General features: G+C 45.3%; 21 protein-coding genes. 3 read left to right on the top strand and 18 right to left on the bottom strand.

The window, feature by feature from the left end; translation table 11 throughout:
- Position 1: 1 nt before the first annotated feature.
- The 8 genes from AC4E8D_RS14945 to AC4E8D_RS14910 all read right to left on the bottom strand — a co-directional run bounded on the left by AC4E8D_RS14945 (position 2) and on the right by AC4E8D_RS14910 (position 8,682).
- Entirely contained in the window at positions 2 to 1,330 is a 1,329-nt protein-coding gene (locus AC4E8D_RS14945; protein WP_339308392.1) for a Gfo/Idh/MocA family protein, read from the bottom strand.
- The gene (locus AC4E8D_RS14940; RefSeq protein ID WP_490206422.1) at positions 1,327 to 2,865 is read right to left on the bottom strand and encodes an extracellular solute-binding protein; all 1,539 of its coding nucleotides are present in this window, start codon (positions 2,863 to 2,865) and stop codon (positions 1,327 to 1,329) included. The genes AC4E8D_RS14945 and AC4E8D_RS14940 overlap by 4 nt, the downstream gene beginning before the upstream one ends.
- Positions 2,866 to 2,888: 23 nt before the next feature.
- Positions 2,889 to 3,758: a carbohydrate ABC transporter permease gene (locus AC4E8D_RS14935; RefSeq protein ID WP_083679484.1), complete on the bottom strand. Its 870-nt coding sequence runs from the start codon at positions 3,756 to 3,758 to the stop codon at positions 2,889 to 2,891.
- Positions 3,759 to 3,760: 2 nt separating this feature from the next.
- Positions 3,761 to 4,720, bottom strand: coding sequence for an ABC transporter permease (locus tag AC4E8D_RS14930; protein WP_221819409.1), 960 nt, complete (start codon positions 4,718 to 4,720; stop codon positions 3,761 to 3,763).
- Positions 4,721 to 4,987: 267 nt separating this feature from the next.
- A complete protein-coding gene (locus AC4E8D_RS14925) occupies positions 4,988 to 5,644 on the bottom strand; it encodes a hypothetical protein (RefSeq protein ID WP_339184952.1) in 657 nt (218 codons plus the stop codon).
- 186 nt (positions 5,645 to 5,830) lie between these two features.
- Positions 5,831 to 6,739: a UDP-N-acetylmuramate dehydrogenase gene (gene murB, locus AC4E8D_RS14920; RefSeq protein ID WP_373888062.1), complete on the bottom strand. Its 909-nt coding sequence runs from the start codon at positions 6,737 to 6,739 to the stop codon at positions 5,831 to 5,833.
- A gap of 185 nt (positions 6,740 to 6,924) precedes the next feature.
- Entirely contained in the window at positions 6,925 to 7,905 is a 981-nt protein-coding gene (locus AC4E8D_RS14915) for an SDR family NAD(P)-dependent oxidoreductase (protein WP_339184950.1), read from the bottom strand.
- Positions 7,906 to 8,070: 165 nt separating this feature from the next.
- A complete protein-coding gene (locus AC4E8D_RS14910) occupies positions 8,071 to 8,682 on the bottom strand; it encodes a DUF8580 domain-containing lipoprotein (RefSeq protein WP_339308384.1) in 612 nt (203 codons plus the stop codon).
- 163 nt (positions 8,683 to 8,845) lie between these two features.
- On the opposite strand from AC4E8D_RS14910, the gene AC4E8D_RS14905 reads away from it, so the two are divergent.
- Complete coding sequence (locus tag AC4E8D_RS14905) at positions 8,846 to 9,520, top strand: class I SAM-dependent methyltransferase (RefSeq protein WP_490206421.1); 675 nt, start codon at positions 8,846 to 8,848, stop codon at positions 9,518 to 9,520.
- 68 nt (positions 9,521 to 9,588) lie between these two features.
- On the opposite strand, the gene AC4E8D_RS14900 is transcribed toward AC4E8D_RS14905, so the two are convergent.
- From AC4E8D_RS14900 to AC4E8D_RS14880, 5 genes are all read right to left on the bottom strand, one after another.
- A complete protein-coding gene (locus tag AC4E8D_RS14900; RefSeq protein ID WP_490206420.1) occupies positions 9,589 to 10,992 on the bottom strand; it encodes an outer membrane protein assembly factor BamB family protein in 1,404 nt (467 codons plus the stop codon).
- A 198-nt stretch (positions 10,993 to 11,190) separates the two neighbouring features.
- Complete coding sequence (locus tag AC4E8D_RS14895) at positions 11,191 to 13,242, bottom strand: serine hydrolase domain-containing protein (RefSeq protein WP_490206419.1); 2,052 nt, start codon at positions 13,240 to 13,242, stop codon at positions 11,191 to 11,193.
- A 110-nt stretch (positions 13,243 to 13,352) separates the two neighbouring features.
- On the bottom strand, positions 13,353 to 14,651 hold the full coding sequence (locus AC4E8D_RS14890; RefSeq protein WP_339184941.1) for a sensor histidine kinase: 1,299 nt from the start codon (positions 14,649 to 14,651) through the stop codon (positions 13,353 to 13,355).
- Position 14,652: 1 nt separating this feature from the next.
- Positions 14,653 to 15,393 (bottom strand): LytR/AlgR family response regulator transcription factor, encoded by a 741-nt coding sequence (locus AC4E8D_RS14885; protein WP_221819416.1) that lies wholly within the window; start codon positions 15,391 to 15,393, stop codon positions 14,653 to 14,655.
- A gap of 198 nt (positions 15,394 to 15,591) precedes the next feature.
- Positions 15,592 to 16,356, bottom strand: a complete 765-nt coding sequence (locus AC4E8D_RS14880) for a YheC/YheD family protein (RefSeq protein WP_449004548.1) — start codon at positions 16,354 to 16,356, stop codon at positions 15,592 to 15,594.
- 202 nt (positions 16,357 to 16,558) lie between these two features.
- Here AC4E8D_RS14880 and AC4E8D_RS14875 point away from each other — a divergent pair, with 202 nt between their 5' ends.
- Positions 16,559 to 17,374, top strand: a complete 816-nt coding sequence (locus tag AC4E8D_RS14875; protein WP_490206418.1) for a DUF6492 family protein — start codon at positions 16,559 to 16,561, stop codon at positions 17,372 to 17,374.
- 11 nt (positions 17,375 to 17,385) lie between these two features.
- Positions 17,386 to 18,759, top strand: coding sequence for a sugar phosphate nucleotidyltransferase (locus AC4E8D_RS14870; RefSeq protein ID WP_490206417.1), 1,374 nt, complete (start codon positions 17,386 to 17,388; stop codon positions 18,757 to 18,759).
- A 106-nt stretch (positions 18,760 to 18,865) separates the two neighbouring features.
- On the opposite strand, the gene AC4E8D_RS14865 is transcribed toward AC4E8D_RS14870, so the two are convergent.
- The 5 genes from AC4E8D_RS14865 to AC4E8D_RS14845 all read right to left on the bottom strand — a co-directional run bounded on the left by AC4E8D_RS14865 (position 18,866) and on the right by AC4E8D_RS14845 (position 25,054).
- Complete coding sequence (locus tag AC4E8D_RS14865; RefSeq protein WP_490206416.1) at positions 18,866 to 21,685, bottom strand: DUF8487 domain-containing protein; 2,820 nt, start codon at positions 21,683 to 21,685, stop codon at positions 18,866 to 18,868.
- A gap of 185 nt (positions 21,686 to 21,870) precedes the next feature.
- Positions 21,871 to 22,665 (bottom strand): SDR family NAD(P)-dependent oxidoreductase, encoded by a 795-nt coding sequence (locus AC4E8D_RS14860; RefSeq protein ID WP_449004544.1) that lies wholly within the window; start codon positions 22,663 to 22,665, stop codon positions 21,871 to 21,873.
- 130 nt (positions 22,666 to 22,795) lie between these two features.
- On the bottom strand, positions 22,796 to 23,794 hold the full coding sequence (locus AC4E8D_RS14855) for an AraC family transcriptional regulator (RefSeq protein ID WP_490206415.1): 999 nt from the start codon (positions 23,792 to 23,794) through the stop codon (positions 22,796 to 22,798).
- Positions 23,795 to 23,986: 192 nt separating this feature from the next.
- Positions 23,987 to 24,559, bottom strand: a complete 573-nt coding sequence (locus tag AC4E8D_RS14850) for an esterase/lipase family protein (protein WP_223869139.1) — start codon at positions 24,557 to 24,559, stop codon at positions 23,987 to 23,989.
- 186 nt (positions 24,560 to 24,745) lie between these two features.
- A complete protein-coding gene (locus AC4E8D_RS14845; RefSeq protein WP_221819423.1) occupies positions 24,746 to 25,054 on the bottom strand; it encodes a hypothetical protein in 309 nt (102 codons plus the stop codon).
- Between the last annotated feature and the right edge of the window lie 138 nt (positions 25,055 to 25,192).

Here is a 25,192-nt window from a genome sequence, read left to right as displayed (position 1 = left end):
GTCACTTCTCCCTCCCTTTGTGCGTGGGCACTCTGCTGTTCCAACCACCAAGCACTTCGTCTATGGAAATAGGCCGATGCTCTTCCACAGATCGCCACACTGCTTCTCCAGCGGCAACGGAATAAGCGCCGTCTTCAGCGCCAGACAGAATTCGGTAAGGGCGTCTCTTATCTTCGCCGAGGAAAATATCCTCCAGCAGCAGTGGATCTCCTCCTCCATGTCCGCCTTCACGATGAACAACATGGATCGTTTCTTTTGAACCAAAGAGCGGAAAGTAATCGATCGTCTGGACGGGTGTGGGAAAAGGCGTCCGGGCCGGCATGTGATACTCCAATGTTTCTAGCCTGCCCTTCGTGCCATTTACCGCCAAACGGTACCCTTCGTATGGAAGTGAGAAATTGACCGAATAACTCATCAGCGCGCCGCCGCTATATTTCACGGTTGCGGCATACGTGTCTTCAATCTCAATGGTGGAATCGAAGATACACTGGTCGGGACGGTATGAAGTGTAGGGAAACTCCTGCTGGCTTGCTGTACCGAGTTGGTTCAGATGGTCATCCGGTACCCGAATCTGACGACTCCGGGACGTCCAGCGGGAATAATAGGCGCAATCTTCTGAGACATGGCATGTACGGCAATGTCTTCCGTCCTCCTGTGCCGGATTCCATTCGCCTTCAGCCCCGTAATAGTTCAGTGCTCCATAGGCAAAAACTTCAACTGGCTTTTGATTGATCCACCACTGGACCAGATCAAAATGGTGAGTACTTTTATGGACCGACAGACCGCCCGAGAATGCCCGTTCACGGTTCCACCGTTTAAAATAACTGGAGCCGTGATGGGTATCGATATACCAGTTAAGATCGATGGAAGTGACGCGACCGAGTTTCCCCTCCTGAATCAATTCCTTGATGCGCATGTGGATCGGCATGTACCGATAATTGAACGTTACGATGACGCTGCCCTTACTCCTTGCTTCTGCTTCAAGAATGCGTCTGGCATCAGCGCCTGTAGTCGTCATCGGCTTTTCGGTGATAACATCGAGATCCCGCTCCAACGCGGCAACAATATAGTGGGCATGAGTATCGTCCCTGCCAGCCACGATGATACAGTCAGGCCGAGTCTCATCGACCATGACCCCGAAATCCGAAGCGCCATATACCGATACTTCTGTGTGCTCAGGAAAACGGGTACGATAGACTTCAAACCGTGCAGGATCTCTATCCAGCAGGGCGACAACCTCTGAATTATGAGAGAACAGCTCATGAATTGGTTTTGCAAATTGTCCCAATGCTCTGCCGCTGACCCCACATAGGGCATATCTCTTTTTCATTTTCTCACCTTCTCATACCATTCCTGTACACGCTGGGTGACCACTTCGCCCCCGGAAGCATTCCATTTCTTCACATATTCATCATAAGCCTCGATTGGCAGCTCGCCGATGACAATCTTGGTCAATACCTCTTGAAACAACTTGTGAGACTGGATATCAGGAAAACCTTCATACACAGAGGCTGGCAGACCGTCACCCGCAATTTGCCGTGCATCGGCAGTACTGACTTCGAACATGTCTTTGACCATTTGCTGCTGATCTTCCGGATATGTCTCTTCAATTCGCTTATTCATGTCTTCTGCTGTAGTGAGATTCTTCATACCCAAGGCAAGCGGTTTGTTGTCAGCAGGTGGGAGAATGACTTTGCGTCCATCCTTGACTTCATGCTGCTCACCTTCAAGACCAAAGCGACCGAACTCATCATTTTCAGGATTATAGAAGAAGTCCAGCAGCTTCAGCGCATTTGGCGCATTATCCTGTTTGGTGGCTGGGATCATCCATTCCGGTTCACCCATGCTCTTCTGGGTGACAAAAGCTTCAAACCCTGCGGCTTTGGGTAACGGCATCGCTGCAATGTAGGCATCTGGTGCCTGGGTCAGCATCGCATTGTACCGATCTCGCACATTTGCAGGCAAATGGTACCAGCTGCCTACGAGGTTATTATTGATTTTGGCCTGCCACACTTCCCCTTTGTTCAGGAAGGTTTCATTGTCCAGCAGTTTTTCCACATATAACATGCGAATGAACTTGATTGCTTCCCGCATATTGTCGGTAGTTCCTGCGTACTGGATCTTTCCATCGTATTCATCCCATTCGGGATAACCTTCCCACATCGCTACCCCGTACATCGCAAACAAATGGTCCATCCATCTGCCGAATTCCCTGCCGCTTGTTGGCAGTTCATCCGGTTTGCCGTTGCCATTCGGGTCCTTGTCACGGAAAGCTGTAAGCAGCTCGACATAATCATCAGTGGTCTTTGGCATCTCCATGCCCACCTTATCCACCCAATCCCGACGAATTAACGGTGCACGTTCAGGCACAAGGAATACCTTGGGTACATAATAGATTTTGCCATCAGGGGAAGCAGAGCGAACGATATCCCAAGCTTCCTGAGGAATACTCTCCCACACATGGGGTGCATATTCAGGCAGGAGTTCATCCAGTGGTAACGCGCCTCCCTGCTGAATCAGTGTCTGCTCAATGCCTCCAATCGGACGCAGGATATCTGGCAGTTCATCGGAGGCAATCATCAGGTTCAAGTATTCGGATGGCTCCGAACCGGGAGGCGTTGTAATGAGCTCATACTGGACCCCCGTCTGTTCAGCAATGTATTTCACATGCGGATTATCCGCAGTTGGCAAGCTGCCAACGCCCATATGGCTTTTGAATACTTTGACTTTTACAGCTCCACCACTGCCTTCGCCGTTACCAACGTCATTTCCGGAACTTGTAGTAGCAGAGCCACAACCAGCGACCAACAGCATGGCTAGACTGAGCATTAGCGGCATCATCTTGCGACTCAGTTGTTTTCTCATGGAATCATCCCCCTGAACATGGTTTATTCTTTCAGTGATCCGAGCAATGAACCTTTCACAAAATACTTCTGTAGATAAGGATACACCAAAATAATGGGAACGCTTGCAAAAAGTATCGTCGCTGCCTTTAACGTGGTTGTATTGAAGTTGTAATCCCCAAGAAACATATTTACCTGGGCCAGTTCCTCCGGGCTGGTTAAATACGCTCGCAGCTTCATCTGCAAAGGCCAGAGCCCTGGATCACGTAGAAACAGTACCGCCCGCTGGAACGTGTTCCAGTATCCCACCGCATAGAACAGACTGACCGTAGCCAGAACCGGCTTGGATAGCGGCAAATAAATCTGAAACAGAATTCGGAAGTCATGGCAACCGTCGATTCGGGCCGTGTCATCAAGTTCTTTGGGCAAGCTCATGAAAAATGTACGCAGAATGACCATATTAAATGTGCCAATTACACCAGGAATAATCAGGGACCAGATGGAATTCATCATGCCCAGCTCCCTCACCGTCAGAAAGAACGGAATCATCGGTGCATTGAAAATCATCGTAATTACGATGCCCAGCATCACTTGTTTGCGGATCATGAATTCTCTGCGCGATAACGGAAAAGCGGTCAACACTGAAAATAACATACTAAGCGCAGTACCCACTACCGTAATAAATACGGTTACACCAAACGATTGCCATAAGCCCGAGCTTTGTAGAATGTGTTTCCATGACGCGAAAGTAAAGCCAACGGGCCACAGAAATACTTCTTTGGAGTCTGCCGCAACCGGCGAACTCAGGGAAACCGCAAGCAGATGTAGCAATGGAAGGAGCATCGTAAAGGCCGCAAGTGTCAGGAAAATGTAGTTGGCGGTTTGGAACAGCTTTTCTCCAATCGTCTGCTTGATCATTACCACAACCCCTCTCCTGATTTTCTCGCAAGCCGATTGAAGACCCAGAGCAGAATGAAGCCAATCACCGACTGAAATAGACCAATCGCTGTTGTTACGCTATATTGCCCTTGCAGGACACCAGAGCGGTATACATACGTTTCAATGATATCCCCTACCGAGTAGGTCATCGGTGTCAGCAGGTTGTAGATCTGATCAAAGCCAAGTTCCAGGAAATTTCCGATATTCAGCAGGAACAGGGTTAAGATCGTCGGGAACAACGCAGGCAATGTAATGTAGATCGTTTGCTTCCAGCGATTTGCTCCATCCATCACAGCCGCTTCATATTGCGTGGGGTCAATGCCACTTACCGCAGCGAGGTATATAATCGTTCCCCAACCTACCTCTTTCCAGATGGAGGACAGGACAACAATAGGTCGGAAATATTGCTCCTGCTGCATATACAGGATCGGCTCGAACCCGAACCATCCACGGACAGCATTTACAAAACCACCCGAGGCTAGCACCTCAAACACGATCCCCCCGACAACAACCCAGGAGAGAAAATGAGGCAGATAAAACAGACTCTGCAAAAAGCGTTTGGCAAGCATTTTTCTCACTTCGTTGAACAATAGCGCTAGCAGAATGGGAGCAGGAAATCCGATCACCAGTTTGTATAAGGCAATCAGAGCTGTATTCCGAAGCACATGATAGAAATCCTGATACGTAAAAATAAACTTGAAGTTATCCAGGCCAACCCATGGGCTGCTCCATATGCCTTTCATAATCTGAAAGTTCTGAAATGCAATCACGCTTCCGCCAAGTGGAATGTACTTGAAAATAATATAGAACAAAATGCCGGGCAGGATCATGACATACAACATCCAGTGTTTTCGAATGTTACGCAGATAACTTGGTTTGACGGGTTTGTTGACTGTAACCCTGGGTTGCAACGTTGATGTTTCCGACAGCTCAGCCATACGATCGCGGGCCCCCTTTGACAGAATGATGGTGAATGACGAGCAGGCTCCTCTGTTCACATGTTAAGGGAGAGCGGGGTCAGCAACAATCGTTCAATCAGCCATAGCATGAGCCAATCGCTTGCGTGATGCGGGTTTGCAGGATCGGTTCATTCACTGGCGGAATAGTTGGTACTACTTTGGCAACAAAAAAAGCCGCCATAGGCGACCTCTGAAGCGATTATGGTGTTGTTTACTTTTCACATTATGTCCTTAATAGTCCATATCTCATTTCCCCAGAGTGAACGATCCGCTATCATTGGCATCTTTAATTTGTTCATGGGTAATGAGTTTCCCTTCTTCGTTAAATCCCTCAATTACATATGGAATAGCCGCTGACGGAGGAAGGAAAACATACCAAATTAGATGTCCCGGACTCACCTCAATCAGTTTCGCTTCGGTCGCGATTACTGTTCCATTTTCCTGTGTCTCTACGGATATACGTTTAATGGAAGAGTCCTCAATATTACCAAATAACATGGGAAAAGGAGTGGAGACTTGCTCCAGTTTCGGTATGCTCATATAATGCAGTGCAAACTTGGATTCAACTGATTCATTAATGGAATATCCTCCACCCCATACCCATTTCCATCCGAATATGTTCTTGCGGGTATACTCCATCTGCAGATTACTGTTGTTTTCCCGACCCTTTTTGTGCGTAAACAAAATCATGCCCCCGTCCACAGCCTCCTGATGAATGAATTGGGGGGTATAAAACTCACCTCTAAATTCCTGAACTGCCCTCTCAGGACTGTTCGCTATAGGAATATGTATAGGTTCACTTAATCCCCAAACCTTGGATATCCGTTGATCGGCTAGGCCGCCAGCACGTTCATTCATATACATATATGCCAAGATTGACAGGGGCGATAGTAAAATTACCATTGCAGTGATTAGCAGTATTCTCCTGTTACGCTTGAACATCTCCATGTACACTCCTTATGATAACGATGAAATATTAAATACAATCACTCTGATATTACCATAATTAGCATGTGGATACTTGTTTCAGTACCACTCCCACATGCAAAAAAGGCCGCCAAAGGCGACCTCCTAATGATTCCAATGAAGTTACTCTCCCAGAAAGATTACTTCGGTTTCCAATTCAACTTGGAACGTATCATATACTTTCTTCTGAATAAATTGGATCAGATCCATATAATCCTGGGCAGTAGCGTGATCCACATTTACGATAAAACCTGCATGCTTCATGGAGATTTCAGCACCTCCAATGCGAGTGCCCTGCAAGTTGCAATCCTGAATCAGTTTCCCTGCAAAATGTCCCTCGGGTCGTTTAAATACACTTCCACAAGAGGGGAATTCAAGCGGCTGCTTGGATTCTCTCAGGAACGTTAATTCCTTCATTTTGCTCGCAATATCTTCCTTGTTTCCTTTTTTGAGCCCGAATTCGGCCTCCAGTATGATATAGTGATCCATTTTGAAGAGACTATTTCGATAACCAAACTTCATCTCCTCTCGCGGGATCTCCAACACTGTACCGTCTTTGGTGATCACAGTCGCACGTTCAACAACATCGGCGATCTGACCGCCATAAGCACCGGCATTCATGTAAAGTGCGCCCCCCGTGCTGCCGGGAATACCGCAAGCAAACTCCAAACCGGTCAAGCTATGCTCCAAAGCAAGCCTGGAGACATCAATGATATCAACGCCGCTCTGCGCAATCATGCTGTCCTCACTCACTTTAATTTGATCGAAGTGGCTAAGAGAAATCGTTACTCCCCGGATGCCCCCGTCTTTAATAATGACGTTTGAGCCTTTCCCAATAACCGTCAGAGGTAACTGATGTAAGTTGGCAATTTCCACGATTTTAGTGATTTCGTCTATCGTTGTTGGATGGATGAGAATATCTGCGTTGCCACCTATTTTAATAAACGTATGATTTTTTAGCGGTTCATTGAATTTCACTTTTTCCAAAGGTATCTGATGCTCAAAAATATTCATGATTTTCTCTCCCTGAATTCATAAAGAAATGATTGCACCATCGCGAAAATGAGATGCTCCTTCTTTATTATATGCTAAATAGGAGATTTTGTTTGAAATTATGTTGTTTTCATTATAATTAATCGTATTCTCTTTAGATTTTGAACTTTTCCGTGAGCTCCTGCATGGAAGCAAGCCGTTGCTTTGTTGCCGCAACTACATGATTATGAGAGTTCTATGTCTGTTTGAGTCAGCTTGGCCGATAGCTCCCATAAACGAATAGCTTGCTCAGGGTCGATAGCATACTTCTTGACCCCGTAGAAACCTCCATCCTCTGGAGCCATTTCACTGATGTCACAATCCTCGCAGTAGACACCGCCTTTTCCCTCAAGCTGAGGTGAAGTTGCTGCCCAGACTTGCGTTGCTGCCCCCTGCTCAGGTGTTTTGAACGCAGGGTTGGCCACTTGTCCAGATTCATCAATCCAGCCCAGAGCAATCATTTCCTCTTTTGGCATATGACGCTGTAGTGGTGTCATAATTCCGCCTGGATGAACGGAGAAAGCCCGTACTCCGTGCTCCGCACCTCGACGATCAAGCTCAACGCTGAATAAAATCGTTGCTGTTTTGGACTGTCCATAGGCAGGGAATTTCTCATAGCCATGTTCATATTGGATGTCATCCCAACGAATCGGTGAGAAATGATGTCCCGCTGATGCCAAGGAAACAACACGTGCTCCCCCCTGACTTGCAAGTGCTGGCCATAACAGATTAGTCAGGGCAAAGTGGCCCAGATGATTGGTTGCAAATTGAGCTTCCCAGCCAGGACCAACCCGCGTCTCCGGGCAAGCCATGATGCCCGCATTAAGAATCAGCATGTCAATGTTCCGATCACTCGCCAGAAACCGCTCGGCAAAAGCACGAACGCTGGATAAATCAGCGAGGTCCAATGCATCTATTTCAACACCTTCCAGACCAGAAAGTGCTTCCTTCGCAACCGCTGGACGACGCGCAGTCACCACTACACGGGCTCCCGCGTTAACAAGCGCACGTGTCGTCTCCAACCCGAGGCCGGAATATCCACCCGTTACAATAGCAAGCTGTCCTGACAAGTCCAGATCCCTCAATACATCCTCCGCTGTACTGTTATGGTTGAAGCCAGAGCCCATTTTATGTTGTAAAGTTCTAGTATTATTTTCCTGTGTCATTCTGTTCATCTCCTTTGGGATCGTTGCTGATGTTAGTCTACACCTTAGAGTGTGCTCTAAGTCAAATGGAAGTGAATATTTCATCTCGCAACTTCTCCATGCAATCTGCAAAAGTAAAAAAGCCGCCAGTTGGCGACTTTCGTTGAAAATATTATGGTCATCTAGTTACGAATCACCCTGAACGGTGGATAACGAAACAAGGACCGGGCTGGCGAAATCAGAGGCCTCTTCTCCTTTTGGATTATGAAGACGGAATAAAAACGCGTTCCCTTCTTCTGATTTCCAGACCATATAATCACTAATTCCTTCTTCACCTGAGGCCTGAAGATAGAGCTCGGCATAACCAAGCGGGTGTTCTACCAGTTCTCCACTATAATCGGATACCTTACCGGTTTTTTCTAATTCTTCTTTACCCGCTGTCTCCAATTCTGCCAGATTATAATCCGAAGGCAGTGGTTCAATATCCACATAATAGTCACCGTTACTAGTCAGTGACAGACGGCCTTGAGCAGCATCAAATGTGAATTTCTCGAATACGTACAAGGAAAATTCTCCTCCTTGTTGTAAGGTCGCCTCTAGTGATTGATTGCCATCTGCGGTCAACATTTCAAAACTTTCGGTCTGTGGACGCTTCGTTTCATTCGCTTCTTCTGTTCCACCTACTGGCATTGATGGTTCCGGGATAGCCGAAGGTTCATTACTACCAGAGCAAGCTGCAAGTGTTAGAACTATAACGATTAACGAGATGCTCATCATAATAGAACGTGGTTGAATCATCAGGTTCATTCCTCCCTGTCTATATTCTGCGCTTACATGTTATTACCCATGGCAAAGACTCGGAACCCATAGGTCCAACCTATGAGTTTATCCATAATCAGTATTTCCCTTGATCCCTTCCAGTTTGTAAAATATGGAGAAAACCTCAAGGAGTGATGAGCACATGGAATTCTCAGTAAAGCAGCTGTTTGATAAAGTAGCCCAAGATTATGATGTGCAGCGAAAGCAGCTTATCCCTTGTTTTGATGATTTTTATGGAATGGCTCTGGATCTAATGGAAAGCCCGCTCGATTCTCCACGTATTCTTGATCTGGGTGCAGGAACGGGACTGCTCTCCGGATTGGTCCTGCAAAAGTATCCCAACGCGCGATTAACCCTGATCGATATTAGTGATCAAATGCTCGAAGGGGCACGTCGAAGGTTTGCTGATGCTACACAAGTGCAGTATGTGGTCGGGGATTACTCCAAGTACGATTTCACCAGTTCCTACGATATGATTATCTCCTCCCTGTCTATTCACCATCTGACCCACGCTGACAAAAAAAAGGCGTTTGACTCTGTACATAAGCTGTTAGAACCAGGCGGATGCTTCATCAACGCAGATCAGGTTCAGGGAAGAACCCCCGATACGGACACCTATTACCGCCAGCGCTGGTTAGAAGCGATTCAACAAAGTGGTTTGTCTGAGGAAGCCATCTTGGCTTCGATCGAAAGACGCAAGGTGGATATCAATGCCACGCTGGAGGATCAATTGATGTGGTTGGAGGAGGCGGGGTTTCGCGTGGCAGATTGCATGTACATATACTTGGACTTTGCAGTGTTTTATGCGCAAAAATAAAAAAGACCGGATTATGAGCAAGCCATGACGTAATCCGGTCTTCTCCCATATTTTTCATTCTGAATCACTTATTTCAGCGACGCTGGCAGCTTAACGCCGAGAAGTTTGCCTTCGGCTTGGATGATGATCATTCCGTTTGTCTTCAATGTCGTGTTATGCAGATCTCCCCCGGTAGCGACTCGAAAAGCTGACTGACCCGTCATCATGTTGAGGGCAAGCAGGGTGCCGTTACGTTGCGCTCGATACATTCCTTTACCGTAAACATCGATCTGAGAAACAGGAGCATCACCATGCCACTGAACCTCCTGACCATTAGCCAGCTTAATGCCTGTGAGTTCTCCCGTGTTGTCGTTTTTGAAGATCAACCTTTCCAGTGTAATGCCAAGCCACAACATATTTTCTCCGTAAGGGCGCTGAAACGTTCGAAGTGGCGCGGGACCCGGCTTGGTTGAAGTTAACGAATACTCCGCTATCTTATCCCCTTGTAAAATGTATAGTTTGTCTTTATTGGAAAATATCCCTCCATACCCATTCACATACGGTGGATCCCCCGGCATGGTCCACTTATACTCCTGACTTCCTTTCAACACACCGGTCTTCAAGTTGTACGCATTAACTTTCCATTTGCGTTCTGGTGAAGACTCGTCATTTTCCAACATCGAAGAATAGTAGTCCGCTGAGTATACAAGACCGTCTTTGATCTGAATAGCTTCCCCCTGACCAAAATGACCCCATAACTTCTTACCCGTTTTCTTGTCATATGCATTAAGCTGTAAGGATGTAAGTGCCCCTTGGACAAAAAAGGTTCTCAGCACCACACCATTAGATTCTCTCAGATACTCAGTACCTTGACCTTCGCCTAATGGTTCATCTGCTTCCCAGCGCAGTTTGCCTGACTGGATATCCAGTGCAAACGTTGTACTCCCCTTAATCACGTAGAGGGTATCTACCGTTGGAATCAGAGCTTCCGTACGGTTATACGTATCAATCCAGGTGGATGTGCCTGACTGCCATTTTGCTTTGCCTGTCTTCGCATTCAAGGCATATGGCTTGTGATCAATGGTCAATCCGTAGAGAATCCCGCTTTGATAGGTAATATAAGGAGTCAGTTCTTTGCCGTAAGTCCACAACCGTTTACCTGTTGTCGCATCAAATGCAATCAGCTTTGATCCAGCAAACGTGAATACTTTTCCTTCTTCTGCGATGGCATTAACTCCAACATACGTCTCGTTCATATTCAGATAGTTATCTACTTTTGCTGTCCAAGAAGGTTTCAGTTCAGGTACAGTGATTCGTTGATACGAATACCAGTTACGGATGGATACATCCGATGCTTCAGCATGTGCCTGCGATGGCAACACGCCGATAACGCCGTGAACCATCAGCATTCCGGCAGTAAGGCCTGCAATGATGGGTCTTCCTGCTCTTTTTTTCCATTGCATAGTCGTTTGACGTTTATGTCTATTGATCATAGATAGTGATTCCTCCAGTTGAAAAATTAGCCTGATATATAACTACATAAACATAACGCATGGTGGGGCCAAATAGTTACCAGATTGTTAAATTATTCTAAAACTGAAATCAAAAAAAGCCGCCATACGGCGACTTTCTGAATACGACATTATTTATGTGACAAGTTACAAATGTGATTTTGTAACGCAGTCCCTACTTTACTTTAGTTGGATCTGGAAGACATCACCGGCATCCCCACCAAAAACGATAAAACCACTTTTCGGGAGCTTCGTCGATTCCTGATTGGTTGCTACAGAGAAGTCAACCATTTCCCCTTTATCATTATACACTGCATAACCTCCGGTCTTCGGAGAATCCACCGTGATGGATTTGTTATCCGATCGGGCATCGATCGCATACCACCGGGCTTGACCGTTTGCCGGAATAGTTGTAATTCCTTTCTTTCCACCAAAGATTGGAGTAATCGCATCCTCGGCAATGTATTCCTGCCCATCCTGGAGCATAATCTCGGCGCCATTCTTCGTGTAAAATTTCAGATCAAACGCGTCTCTTCCATTCATCACAGGAATCTCGGCGATATTCTCTGCGTTGTTCGCATCCATAATTTGCGTGCCATTAGCATAGCCATTTTTGGCATCAACGGAAAGGTTCTTGATCAGCATCGATGGAAGCAGATAAAAGATCGATGTTATTTTTTCATCCAACGCGTAATATTTCGAGCCGTCACGGGCTGTCCATTTCTCTTTTGTTGTTGCGTCCAGTGCATTATGATCCAGTTTTTGATAATCATACGTGTTCATTACCGTTTGGCCTATGCCGGGTAACGTAATCATGCCCTGAACTTTAACATACACCTTGTCATTACGTTCCTTCACAAAGCTAGCTTTTACACTGCCATCCGCACTTGTAAAATGTTCGTCGCCTGTGTACACATAGGTCTGCTCAGGAATAATTCCTCCCAGCAAGGCAGGCAGTTGCATCTCACCATCATTGATCTTTATGTCCAGCGTTGCACCTACCGTACCATACAGACCTGAGTAAGCATTCAACTTCGTCGGCATCTTCACTTTGACAGGTGGTGAGAATTTCTGATCAGGCTGAACATCGTCGATGATGCCCTGATCCTCCAGAACGTCCAGCAGCACTTTGCTGGCAAACATCTGATTGTAGACGGAAGATCCGCCAGAGGATAGAACCGCCATTGAAATATCATGTTCCGGTATGGTGATTAACACGGCATGATATAGCATGGTGTCTCCGCCCTTGGCAAGCGCGGTAATCCCATAATCGCTGAACGGTGCAAGGTCAACCGCGTCCCAGCCCAAGCCATAATTGATCGTATTTTGTTCATCTGATACCCATATGCCATTACGATATTCATGAGATTGCATGGCCTTCACAGCAGATTCGGACAGAATATCCGGTCTGTTCCCCATTAAAACCTCTCCGAATTGACTCAATTCTTCTGCGGTAGAGTACACTCCGCCGGTGCCGATAATGTTAGCATTTTCGGTAGGCATCTTCATCTCAAGTGTAGGCCAATAGGTTTCGGATAACTGTGCTCTGTCAAAGGAATCTAGTGGTGTCTTCGTTGATTCCAACTTCAACGGCTCGCTGATATACTTGGCGATATATTCGCTGTAGCTCAAACCACTCACCCGTTCAACCAGGATTTCAAGCAATTGAAAACCGTCATTGGCGTAGACGGAGTATGCGCCAGGTTTGGATTTCAGTTTTTCGGACTGAAGCTTGAGCAATAACTCATCATGATTGCGGGTGTCGTTATCGTCAAACAACATGCTGTTTCCATAATGTGTACCGTAAAGACCGGATGAATGATTCATCAACATGCGTGGTGTGATTTGAGTATATCGCGCATCTGCCATTTTAAATTCTTTGATATACGAAGTAAGCGGCTCATCAAGATCTACTTTACCGGAATCGACCAGCTTCATAGCGGCTGCTGTAACAACCATTTTGCTAACCGAGCCTATGCCATACATGCTATCCGTGTCTATTGGCTTCTGTGATGCCTTATCGTGCAATCCGACACTATCTGATAAAATATATTCCCCTTCATCCATGATCGCATATTGCACACTGGTGACACCGTAGGTTTGCACCATCTCCTTGGCGATCTGCTCCGCCCGTGCCTCAATCGTTGCACTGTTATTCACCTCTGCGCTGACAGATGTCAGCGGCGTAATTACAAGCACCGCTGTACATAAAAGACTAATTAATTTCTTCATCCTATGTCCTCCCTCAAATGTTCTTATGAATGAATTCATCATATCCGGGAAGAGACTGTTCGAACGCAAACGGACCCTGAATGGAAAAAAACAACCCCTGAATGGTAGATTCAGGGGTTGTCGGTGTGGAACGGAAGTACGACCATGTTGTTAAATTTCCGATGCTGATGCTCAATACTCATATGTCCACCATATTTCTCGCACATTCTCGATATATTGGTTAGACCGATCCCATGGTACTCCGGATTGGGCTTGTCACTTTTCAAGTCAACTATCGGTTGCTCCACATGATTCATAATCTGGATGACAAGTGCAGATGATGTGGAGTGAATGGCAATCAGGATATATCGATCCTCGGCTTGTCTGACCTTCTTGGAAGCCTCGATCGCATTATCGAGCATGTTACCGAGCACCACGCACAGATCATATCGATCAATCTGCACATGTTGCGAGTGAAGCTGGATTTTGGTGTCGATTTTGATCCCGTTTGCCTGCCCCATAGCCAAGGTATTTGTAACGAGTGCATCAATGACTAGATTGCCGGAGTTCACCCGCTGGTAAGCACCTTCAATCGTATTCAGTGTAGACTTGATATGGTCACCTGCCGCCGCCAGTTCGTTACGTTGGATACATTCATCAATATACAGAAACTGCTGGTTAATATCATGGATGATGCTTTTAATGTTTTTGAAACTGTGAACGGTCTTCTCATAGTTGGCATCCTGATGATCCATCTGACGCTGTAACTGGGCATTTGCATGCACAAGCTGTACCTTTTCCACCATATTATCGAACACATAGACTATGAACACATTGAGAAAAAGAGAGCCCAGTACAGAAAAGACGTAAAATATGTTCTTTTCACTGTATATGGAGGCCACATTGATCTGATAGATCGTAATGATCGGTACGATGAGAAACAGCAAATAATACCGATAGTGAACGGCAAAACTTCTACGTTTGGCGACGAGACGGACAACTTGAATGACAACGAACATGATGCTGCAACCAAGCAGCATAACCTTGGAGAGAACCCAGTGGTCTTCTCCGTTAAACTGATCCATTGAACTGTAATCCGCGGATTCCAGAACACCGAGAATATATACAGCGATGGCATTTGCCATAGTAATTAGAACCCCATACAGGATGGTAAAAACAAGCTTGATTTTAAACTCTACTTCATAGGATTGTGCCAGACTGAAGATTAATAGCAGAGCAACCGCAGTGGAACCAATATCAGAGAAGGAAGAAACCCAATAAAAATAACCCAACATGACAAATACCAAGAAATAGATCGCTCTACGCGGTTTACGGTTGGACTTGCCCAACACAGAATCAAAATAAAAATTCGCCTGAAATGCCATAAGTAAAGTCACGAAGAAGATAGAAAATATCATATACGTATCCATGTCATTGAATCCTCATAATCATGTATTTGGTATAGGCATCCTTGACTTCCTTGACCTTGGAGCGACCTATGGGCAGTTCCGTTCCATTCAACATGACGACTTGGGTGCCGGAAAACTTCTGAACATGCATCAGGTTAATGATAATTGAGCGATGAATCTGCAAGAAACCATGGTCTTTCAAACCGGTAGCGTAGCTGGATAAAATGCCTTTGGTCTCATATACATTTTCCTGAGTCACAAAATTCAACTTGTTCTTGATCGTTAAACTTTTGACGACCTCAATCCAGAGAATATCATCATATTTCAAAAGCAGTTCATCATAATCTGATTTGATTAATATATACTTTTTGTCCAATGCCTGAAAATATTGACACAGCTTAATCATCTTTTCCTCGAAAACTTGCGGCTGGATTGGCTTGATCAGATATTGAAAGGTGATGACATCAAAGCTCTCCACCATATATTCCGGGTAACTGGTCAGAAACATAATCTGTACATCCAGAAACTTCATGTTCCTGATCTCTTTAGCGGTCTGAATCCCGTTCATTCCGCCCATCTCCACATCCAAGATGAGAATATTGAATGTATCCCCAACCTCTCTGTAGTGTGAGAGCAGTTGTTCACCAGATGTGAATAGGCTAATTTGAAAATCAAAATTGGTTTTTAGAGATAAGGAGACCAGCATGGATTTCACACGTTCTCGTTGCTGCTCCTCATCATCACAGATTGCAATATTGAACATGGGGGAACATCCGCCTTTCATCGACATCGACTCTGAATTTCACTCTCGAATATACTATTTTAGCATAGGTTTGGGAGTCGAATTGGGATGAAATGCATTATTCCGACCCTCAAACGCAGATCAACAAAAAAAGTCGCCACATTGGCGACTCTTGAACTTGAAACCTTCTCCAGCCATTTCTATGAAAAGTGCGGTCTGTTATTCTGATTTTTTGGGCACAGCGTGGCGGTAATATCGTATTACCTTGCGATACATCGTCTTGTCCTTTAATTGATTGAATATATATGGGTCAGGTTTGACATTCACCTCAATAATCCAGGGTTTCAGACTGTGGTCAAGGCCGATATCTACACCAATTTGCTTAAGATGCGGGTACTTTTTTTTCATATGACGAGCTATGCGAAGGCTAAGCTCATTCATCTCCTGAACCAGTTCATTCCTGCGTTTAGTGGATGCATGTGATTGTAGCAGCTTGTGAATATCCATCGGTGTACCACCACTATGATAATTGGTTACGATTTTCTTTGGATGACCCAGTCGGCCGATGATTCCGGTAGCTTCCCACTGTTTGGTCGGGCTTAGCTGTATCATGACTCGGATGTCAAAACGTCTGTTATTATGCTTAAGCAGATGGATTCCTCTCTGAATCAGATAACTTCTTTTATGCACCAAACGAGTCAGACTGCTATAAAACGATTCAAAGCTGTCAAACGTCAGGCGTTTTTGCTCTATCTGATAGACAAAATGTTGCTGACTTTCCATCTCTGCCTTAATAACACCCATCCCGAAAGTACCTCTCTCGGGTTTGACATAGACCATTCCATATTTACTGATCATGGATTTCAGATTCGATTTGTTATATTTCTGTGTGTCGGGGATAAACGGTTTAATTGATTCATTATTAATGATCAATTTTGTTTTTAACCACTTGCTTCTTAACGGCTGCAATTTATCAACTCCCATGTCGTAAACTCTCCCTTCAGCAACCGCATCAAAGCCTGCTGATTGATCAAGATCCTGCAAGCATTATATGTAATACCGATAAAGGAACCCTCAACAAAAGCCCCTATTCGTAAAAATGTATATTTGCACATGCCCTGACCAAAACACTTTTGCACACATAACATATAATGAGTCATCACGATTTGTGCAAGGAGTTGAGAAGATGTCCGTCCAGCCTGGAATCCGATTGAATAATGCGCCTAAGATTGATGTTCTTATACCCGCGATCGAGAAAGATTTGGCTACCCTTCCCCTCGTCATTGATAACATTCGCCGTTATGTAAAACATCCCATTGGAAGCATATATATTGTTTCTCCGGTCAGCACCAAAATCAGAAAACTTTGTTCCCTTAAAAACTGCATTTTTGTTAATGAGCGATCCGTCCTGCCTATAACCAAAAACGAGATACACTACCAGTCCTCCCGATGGAATCGGTCAGGCTGGTTATATCAGCAGCTGCTCAAAATGAACGGAGATTCCATTGTAAAGGCAAAGCACTTTCTAGTCATGGATGCGGATACTGTACTGATTAAACCTCATACATTTATTGTAGAAGGCAAAACAGCCTTTTACTGCCGTGACTGGAGCCAGCCGGAATATTTCAATACCTACCGCAAGTTGTTAGGCATGAAAGCTCCACGTCCCCGCTCTTTTGTCACCCATTATATGCTGTTCGACAAATCGAAACTCGCTGCCTTAAAACAGAAAATTGAAGCGGTTCATAAGCTGCCATGGTACAAAGCGATCATCTCCAATATTAATAAGAAAAAGCAGTTTGGTTTCTCCGAATATGAAACGTATGCCAATTTTATGTATACGAAAAACCCAGGCAGCATGGTCCTTAGAAGTTCCAAGAATAAAAGTCTGAATGTGAACGCTTCTTCGTTAAAAGAGCAACAAATCCGTAATCTGGCTCTTAAATACCGATCTCTTTCCTTTCATAAACGGAAAATCTATAGTAAAGCTCCCCGAGCTTAAGGAGGAAGCCCATGCATATCGTACTGCTGTGCGGCGGCTCTGGCAAAAGGCTCTGGCCGTTATCCAATGAGCTTCGCTCCAAGCTGTTCATAGATATACTTCCATCACCCGCTGGAGGTAGGGAATCCATGATCAGCAGAGTATGCCGCCAGCTTGACAGTTCATGCCTAACGGATTCAACACTCATTATTTCACATCAGGACCAGGCTAATATTACGGCTCGACATACTCAAGGCAAAATACCAGTCATCGGGGAACCTTATAAACGAGGCACTTTTACTGCGGCGGCCTTAGCGACCTTATATCTGCAATCCTTCCGAATGGCCAAAGATGACGATGTGATCTGTATCGCGCCAGCTGATGTGTTCGCAGGTGAAGATTTTTTCAGCAACTTCCAATTACTGCCGGACATATTGAAACATTCTCAAGCCGATATCGCTTTAATTGGGACAAGGCCTACACATGCTTCAGAACAGTATGGATACATCCTGCCGGGTGGGCAAGAACGTAATGTTTATGCGCCCATAACACAATTTATAGAAAAACCCGAAGCCACCATTGCTGAAACTCTGCTACAACGTGGGGCACTATGGAACTGCGGTGTGTACGCATTCACCGTCGCGTTTATGATATCCCATATTAAAAAAATGGGGCTTCCGGTTCATTATGATCAATTGTCGTCCCTGTATGAAGCGTTGCCTGAACGAAGTTTTGACAAGCATGTTGCAGAGAAGGCAAAGCGGGCCGTAGTCCTGCCTTATAAGGGATTATGGCAGGATATCGGAAGCTGGGATACGCTGTGCGCACAGTTAGATACACATGTAATCGGACACGGTGGAATCTCGGGTTCTTCCTCCAATTCCTATATTATTAACGAGCTTCCCTACCCCATCCAAGTCATTGGCGTGCCAGGTATTATCGCTGCCGCAAGTCCGGATGGCATTCTCATTACCAACAAAAATAATTCAAATGAAATTAAAGCGCAATTGGGTAGCTTGCCATTAAAACCGATGTATGGTGAAGCAACCTGGGGCAGTTATCGTGTCATTGAGAGTTCGTTAGAAGATGAGAATACAACTGTAACCACATTAAACATAACGGTTCTACCGGGCAAACATATCGGGTTGAACTGGCATAGAACTGGGTGTAGAGCATGGACCGTGCTTGCAGGCAGTGGGCAAGTGCTTGTCAACGGAAAGGTCATGCAAGTGAATATGGGCAATCAGTTCGCGATTACCAAGGAGAGTCTCTTTTCTATTCTGGCTGAAGCCAGGATGGTGATCCTTGAGGTCCGGATCGGAGTAACAGAGGATAAAGACAACATACTTTTTGAAGAAGAAGATTGGAATGTAATCCTAAAAAGTGCAGGTTCATCTAACGCTTAATGGGAAAATGAACCGATTCATTCTGCATGTCTTATAGCCCCTTCCATTCGCGGAAGGGGCTCATTGGCATAATTAAGGGAAACCTGACACTTCTTCTCCCTATATCTTAGTTAAACAACTTGCGAAGTTCCTCTACTTCCAGACGTGCAACTGGCTGGTAAGCGGAACTTTGTACATAACGCTGGAAGCTGTATAACAACTGTCTGCCCTCCAATGTAGTCATCAGACGCTCCAGATTCAGCGCTCCCATCAGCACTCTCCCCTTCCGGACCCGACACTCCATCAACAGGCCGAGCTTGTGGTTTCGCTCAAAATTGTCAATGGTCTGCACGATCGGCGTAATTTCTGGCCCAAGTTCATCCAAAATCATCGAGGACGAGTTGGATACGATATTCCACCACGGATAGGTCGAGTAATCTTCCGTGACAAAATGTTCGAATGCTGGATGATCCCTCTGAATCAACAAGCCCATTGTGCCCACAGGAACTTCTCTTTTCATATTCTCCGAGATGGAACGAAACATAGGGTAAGACCAGAAATCGGTGCTATAGAAACCTTGAATCGCATGTTGAATCTGGTCGGGATTTGGGAAAAGCATGATATCCTCTCCCTGCTCTAGCAACACCAGCGCTGCTTCGGAGAGTTCGGTAAAGAGATTTAATCCGGTGAATTCCACGTCCAGTTGGCTCGGGTAGATCCACAGGTCGTAAGACTTACGGATATCCGTGCCCGGAATGGATAGTCTAAGCTCCACTTTGGTCATATTGGAGACTTCAGGAATGCGAATGCTGAGATCCGCGATATTCACATAATGTTCTCCATGGGTCGCTGGCAGGTCTGCTTTCCCTTCCAATAGGACGCTTCCTTCGATCTGCTCGCTTTGAATTTCCCACTTCAATTGAAGTCCATCCAATGCTTGTCTCCGGAAGTAACTTAGTTCAATGCGTGCTTCGAACAATTCACCCGCTTGATAATTATATTTGGGGAATCTCGCCAACAACACAGCGTCGGAACAAAACGTTCTCCACTCCTCAGGTGTAATCATGCCTTTGGAATCCATGAATGCGTCCAGTACACCCACAAGCGCTGTTCCCTGACCACTGAAATCCTGAAGATCCAGCAGCTGGAACCCGGCTAGTTGCTGCGAACGAAAAGCAGCTTCCAGTTCTTCCTTGTAACATGCGACCGCGAGTTTACCAGAAGCTCTGAAGTATGCTTCCGCCAGATGTCCCAGTCCTTTGGCATTCAGGCGCTCTCGAAATACTTCGAAATTCTTGGCTTTGAGAGAACCCGTATACTTGTTGATCTCCTCGAAATTAGGAAACGTGGCGTACTGTCCAATTTCATGCGAGATGATTGGTACGTGTGAGACAAGTTGGTCACTTCCAGCTTCGGCCTGCACTGTTTTGGAACCTGTCCCATACTGAATCTGAATCTCTTTGTCCCCAGTCTGACCAGAAGGGTCAGCATCGCTGCCTTGCTCAGGTACAATGTTTGAATCGTAATCTTTCAATGTATTTGGCAGGTCGGTCTGCACGTGACCGAGCGGAGCATCACACATCGCATACGAACCTCTGAACAGGCGCTCTTTGGAGAAACGAACCCCGCAGAAGAATTCACTTTCCTCCAGAATGTCCGGCACAAACTGAAAGTTATTCGAACCCTCGGTGTATAGATGACGATGATCATATGCTTTGTATGCCTTCAGGATCGAATTCAATCTGTCCTTGCTTCCCCATAGTTCATTCCCCATGGACATCATGACAAACGAAGGATGATTACCAAAAGCACGCAGCATCGCAAATCCTTCGCTAATCAAGTAATCCTGCTCGGCTTGATTATGTCCATCCGAAGATTCATCCGTAATGGTTCCCCAGAACGGAAGTTCAGGCTCCATGTAGATGCCGAGCAGATCCGCTGCAATAAAAGCAGCCTCCGGAGGACAACAGGTATGGAAACGGTAGTGATTGATACCGTAGGACTTGGAGATAGCGAGGATACGAACCCATTCATCCACATCTGTTGGCGCGTATCCCGTGAGCGGAAAGATCAGCCCGTCATGTTTGCCTCGAAGAAAAGTTTTGCGACCATTAATGGTGAATTTGTCTCCGGCAGCCCGGAATTCCCTTAATCCCGTCCATACTTCGGTGGAATCCAGCACTTCGCCGTCCTGATCTTGCAGATGAATATGAAGTTGGTACAGGTTAGGTTCATCATCACTCCATAACATCGCATCTTCGCCAATCTTGTACGTCAGCTGGATTTCCTGCGAATCCGGGGCGAAAATCTGTTCCTCGGTCGTATACACCGGATCTGCACTGACTGCAACAGCCGAAACCACGATTCGTACTTCTTGCAGGTCACCAACAAGTGCTGCCTTGATCTCGAAAGATCGAGTCGCAAGATCGGGATAGACCTGGACATTATCCAGGAAAACACGCTCGAAAAATTGAAGTTCCAATTTCCCGGTGATGCCGTTCCAATTCGTCTGCGTGTCTTCGGATGTAAGGTGACCACCTTTGGTTGGATAATTGGTATTGTCCACTCGTATGGTAATTGTATGAGTCCCAGCGGTTAGCCCTGCCTCAATCTCGTAACGGTGAGGTGTGTTCAGACTGTTTTGTGTTCCGCATTCCACCCCATCAATCCAGACTGTGGTAACTCTTGTTCGTTCCAGATGCAAGAAGCAACATTTGCCAGCCAACTGTTCGGGAATTTCAATCTCTCGTGAAAACCAGGCATAACCCTCAAATAAGTACTCATCCGTCAGCGCACCGATTAACACATTCTCGTTTTTCTTGCCCTTGGCCGCATGAGATGTAGTATTTGGCAATGTAATAACGTCTGAGAAATTCAGACCACGTTCCACCTTATGTTCATCGAGTTGGAGTTTCCATATGCCTTCCAGATTTATTGCAGCTATCATGATAGTGTCCCCTTTTAGATTCATATAATCGATAAAAGTAATCGCTTCCAATGAACAGAAATCGTTTTCGAAAAACATACCTGTATTATAAACTTGATTGACGCCCTCGCATAGATCATTTACAAATAAAAAAGCCGCCAATGCTGGCGACATCTTATGGATACTATCCTGTATCCTGAACAATTTTAAAATATGGTGGGAACCATGCCCCCGTCCATCCGGATGGGAGAGCCTCTGAAGGCTGAAGCATATGGGCTGCATACAAATGCAGCGAGTCTGCCTATTTCACTTGGCTTGATGAATCGCTGTAATTCGGACTGTGGCAGATTACTCTTCATAAAATCTTTCTCTTTTTCCTCGAAAGTCAACGTCTCATCAGGGTATATGCCCTCAATGATTTCTTGTACATTTTCGGAAAGTGTCGGCCCTGGCAGGATCGTATTGATCGTAACCTCGGTCCCTGCTGTCAGTTTGGACAAACTTTTGGATAATGACAACAGCATTGACTTGGTCATGCAATACTGGGGCATCTGGCCTGAAGGCATAAGGGCTTCTTCACTTGCGATGAAAATAATACGCCCGTCATTGTTCTTCACCATTTTAGGTAAATAAAATTGAGACAAGCCATTGGCAGCAAGTACATTAGTACGGAAATATTTTTCCCACACTTCATCATTTATGTCTTCATAACTCATGATTTCATATATCCCCATGTTATTGATTAATATATCAACTTCAGGAAATTTCTCGAATAAAGCTTGGCGTTGCGCCAGATCCACAAGATCAGCGGTAGCCTTTTGCGGAGAGATCTCTGGAAAAGTGGACTTGATTTCGCGAACTGTTCGTTCCACCTCTTCATCATTACGTCCATTAATCAGTACATTTACCCCTTCTCGGGCGAGTTCTATAGCAATCGCTTTACCAATCCCTTTTGTTGATCCTGTAACTAAGGCTGTTTTCTCTTTTAGTCCCATATCCATCCTGCATTTCTCCTTCTTGATTACAACTATCCGGCAGCTGTTTCTTGACCATTGCCGACAGCTTCATACACCGGATAGATATAATATTAAGCAGTCTGAAGAGTCTAGTAACTAGCACTTTGCGCCAGAATTATTGCCTTACACGCCAATTGGAAGGTGTATCCCCTTCCCAGGTCTTGAACGCACGATAGAACGAATTCTGATCTTCATATCCAACCAGAAATGCCACTTCTTTGATATCGAGCGAAGGATCTGCAAGGTACTCTCGGGCCTGCTCACGTCTGGCCTCTGTTAATAATTGCTTGAAGTTTGTGTTCTCCTCCGTCAGTCGCCGCTGCAAAGTACGATCACTCATGCGAAGCTCTTTGGCAACTGTTTGGATGTCAGGGCGCTTTCCTGTGAGGCTGCGTTTCATAATCCATTTGACCACTTCAGTAACGGAACGATTGCTCTCTTGTTCGTCCAGCGACCGATCCAGAGCCGGGGTCAGAATCTCCAGTAACTCCTCGTTATACGATAGAAATGGAAGAGCCAGATCTTTCCGTTCTAACGTCAGCCGATTATAGTTGGAATTCGTATCGACTCGGCAGCCGAAGTAAGCCTCAAGGGTGGCTACATCACCCATCGGTTGGGAGAACTCAACCCGTTTTGCAGTCAAAGGTTGCCCTGTACCCCTCCGTCCAAGTTCGATCAGAAATGCCAGCGTAATACCCACCAGTAATGGCGGACCTTGTTGCTCCTTACGTAACCATTCGAGTTCAATGAACCATTCCTCACCTGCTTCGGTAATCTGCAAACTCTCGGGAGGACACATTTGCTTGTAACGCACCATGCGATTCAACGCATCACGATAATCACGAGCATGGTACATCGCCAGTACAGGCGGAGGATACTTCGATATTTCATATCCGGTTGCAAGTTTGATGATGCCCTCGGCGGTGTCCCCATTGAGATCAGAGTAGGCCTGCCAGATTGCGAAGTATTGAGATTGGGTCACTACAGATTGATTTATTGTCTCAAGAGATAGTTGTGCTGTGCGAGCGATGTCATCGGCACCAATCCCTAATTGGTGTAATCCAGCCCAAAAGCCTGGATGAACTTTAATTCGATCATTCGGTTGAAGTTGCATGTATACATACTCCTTTAACTTGTTCTATTTTTATTCTGATTTCTAATTATAGAATGGATGTACCTATTTTTGAATCTTATCTCAGCGAGCCATTTCCGGATAATACGCAAACACGACTGCCCATGAATGGTCAGTCGTGTTCAAGTCAATCATTCACTATATTATGAAAGAATGCACATTTTGTATGTTCAGCTACTCATTCAATGCAGTTTTGATCAGGGCATTCACCCGTGAGTTAAACAGCAGACCGATATGGGATACGAGGGAAACCGAAACGTTGTTCGCCCCGTTCAACCGGGAAAGTACCGGGGACACAATCGTGTCACTGGTGGAATAGATCGAAGTCACCTTTATTCCACTCGGAGCTGTCGTTGTGGTCAATCGATTAGCCCCGCCAAGGGTAATCAACTTATCCACTTTGGAAGCGCCTCCACGGTTAAGTATGTAATAGAGACTATTAGCTCCACCCATGCTATGAGCTATAATATTGACTTTTGTATGACCCGTTTCGCGCAGAACATCATCTACGAATCGACTAATTGCTGCGGAGTTCAACAGCTGGTTTCCTTGTTTGCTAGGAAGGTCAATCGCAAATAATTCGTCTCTTGTCCACCCTTGGCTACGTAAATAACTCTCAATTGCTGTAAAATTGCTATCTGAACCAGTCAATCCATGTACCAATACAATGGGTGTACGTGCCGTAGCCGCAGAAGCCTTTGAACTCGATCCTATTCCAGTTATTGATAAGGCAAGGATCATACTCATGAATACAACAAGTATTAATTTGGTCTTTTTCACTTCATTACCCTCCTGTAAAATGTTTTATATTCCATATATTACAATCTAACATATGGAATATAAATGAACCTTTAGTCTCATTTTTACAGGAGTGTCTAAAGCAGACTACAACCAACATGGTTACGCTATTATCAAACTCTAGTTCTGTACTTCTTATCCTTCAACGATATCTGCACGTAGATCCGTTGCAATCTCAATCATTTTGGGAACAATAGCTTCGTTAGAAATAGCTACATACAGATCCCCCATGTACAAACGAAAAGCAATCTGTGCACCCTCAAGGTCCCACATAAAAAAGTCCCCCTCGATGGTCATGGTGCTCTCAGCTCCTACAATGTTAAGAACCGGTGAATAGGTAAAATCGGGTTGGGATTCGAAGTAGAGTTTGCACTCTTCCAGCGAGATGGATTGTTCCGCATTGCTTTCTTGCATGGATCGGGTAATTCGAAAACGCTGATTCATTGATTTGCCTCCAAAACTTTATTAATATATACATGTTCCACAGCAATATATTTTCTCATTTCCGTCTTCCACTGTCAAAACCAACCATGCTCTCTTCTTACAATTCATATATACTGAATACAGTGCACAACGAATTTC

The organism is Paenibacillus sp. SRL342 (assembly GCF_984798905.1).
The sequence above is the reverse complement of the archived record's forward strand: the minus strand, read 5'-3'. Positions and strand labels throughout refer to the sequence as shown.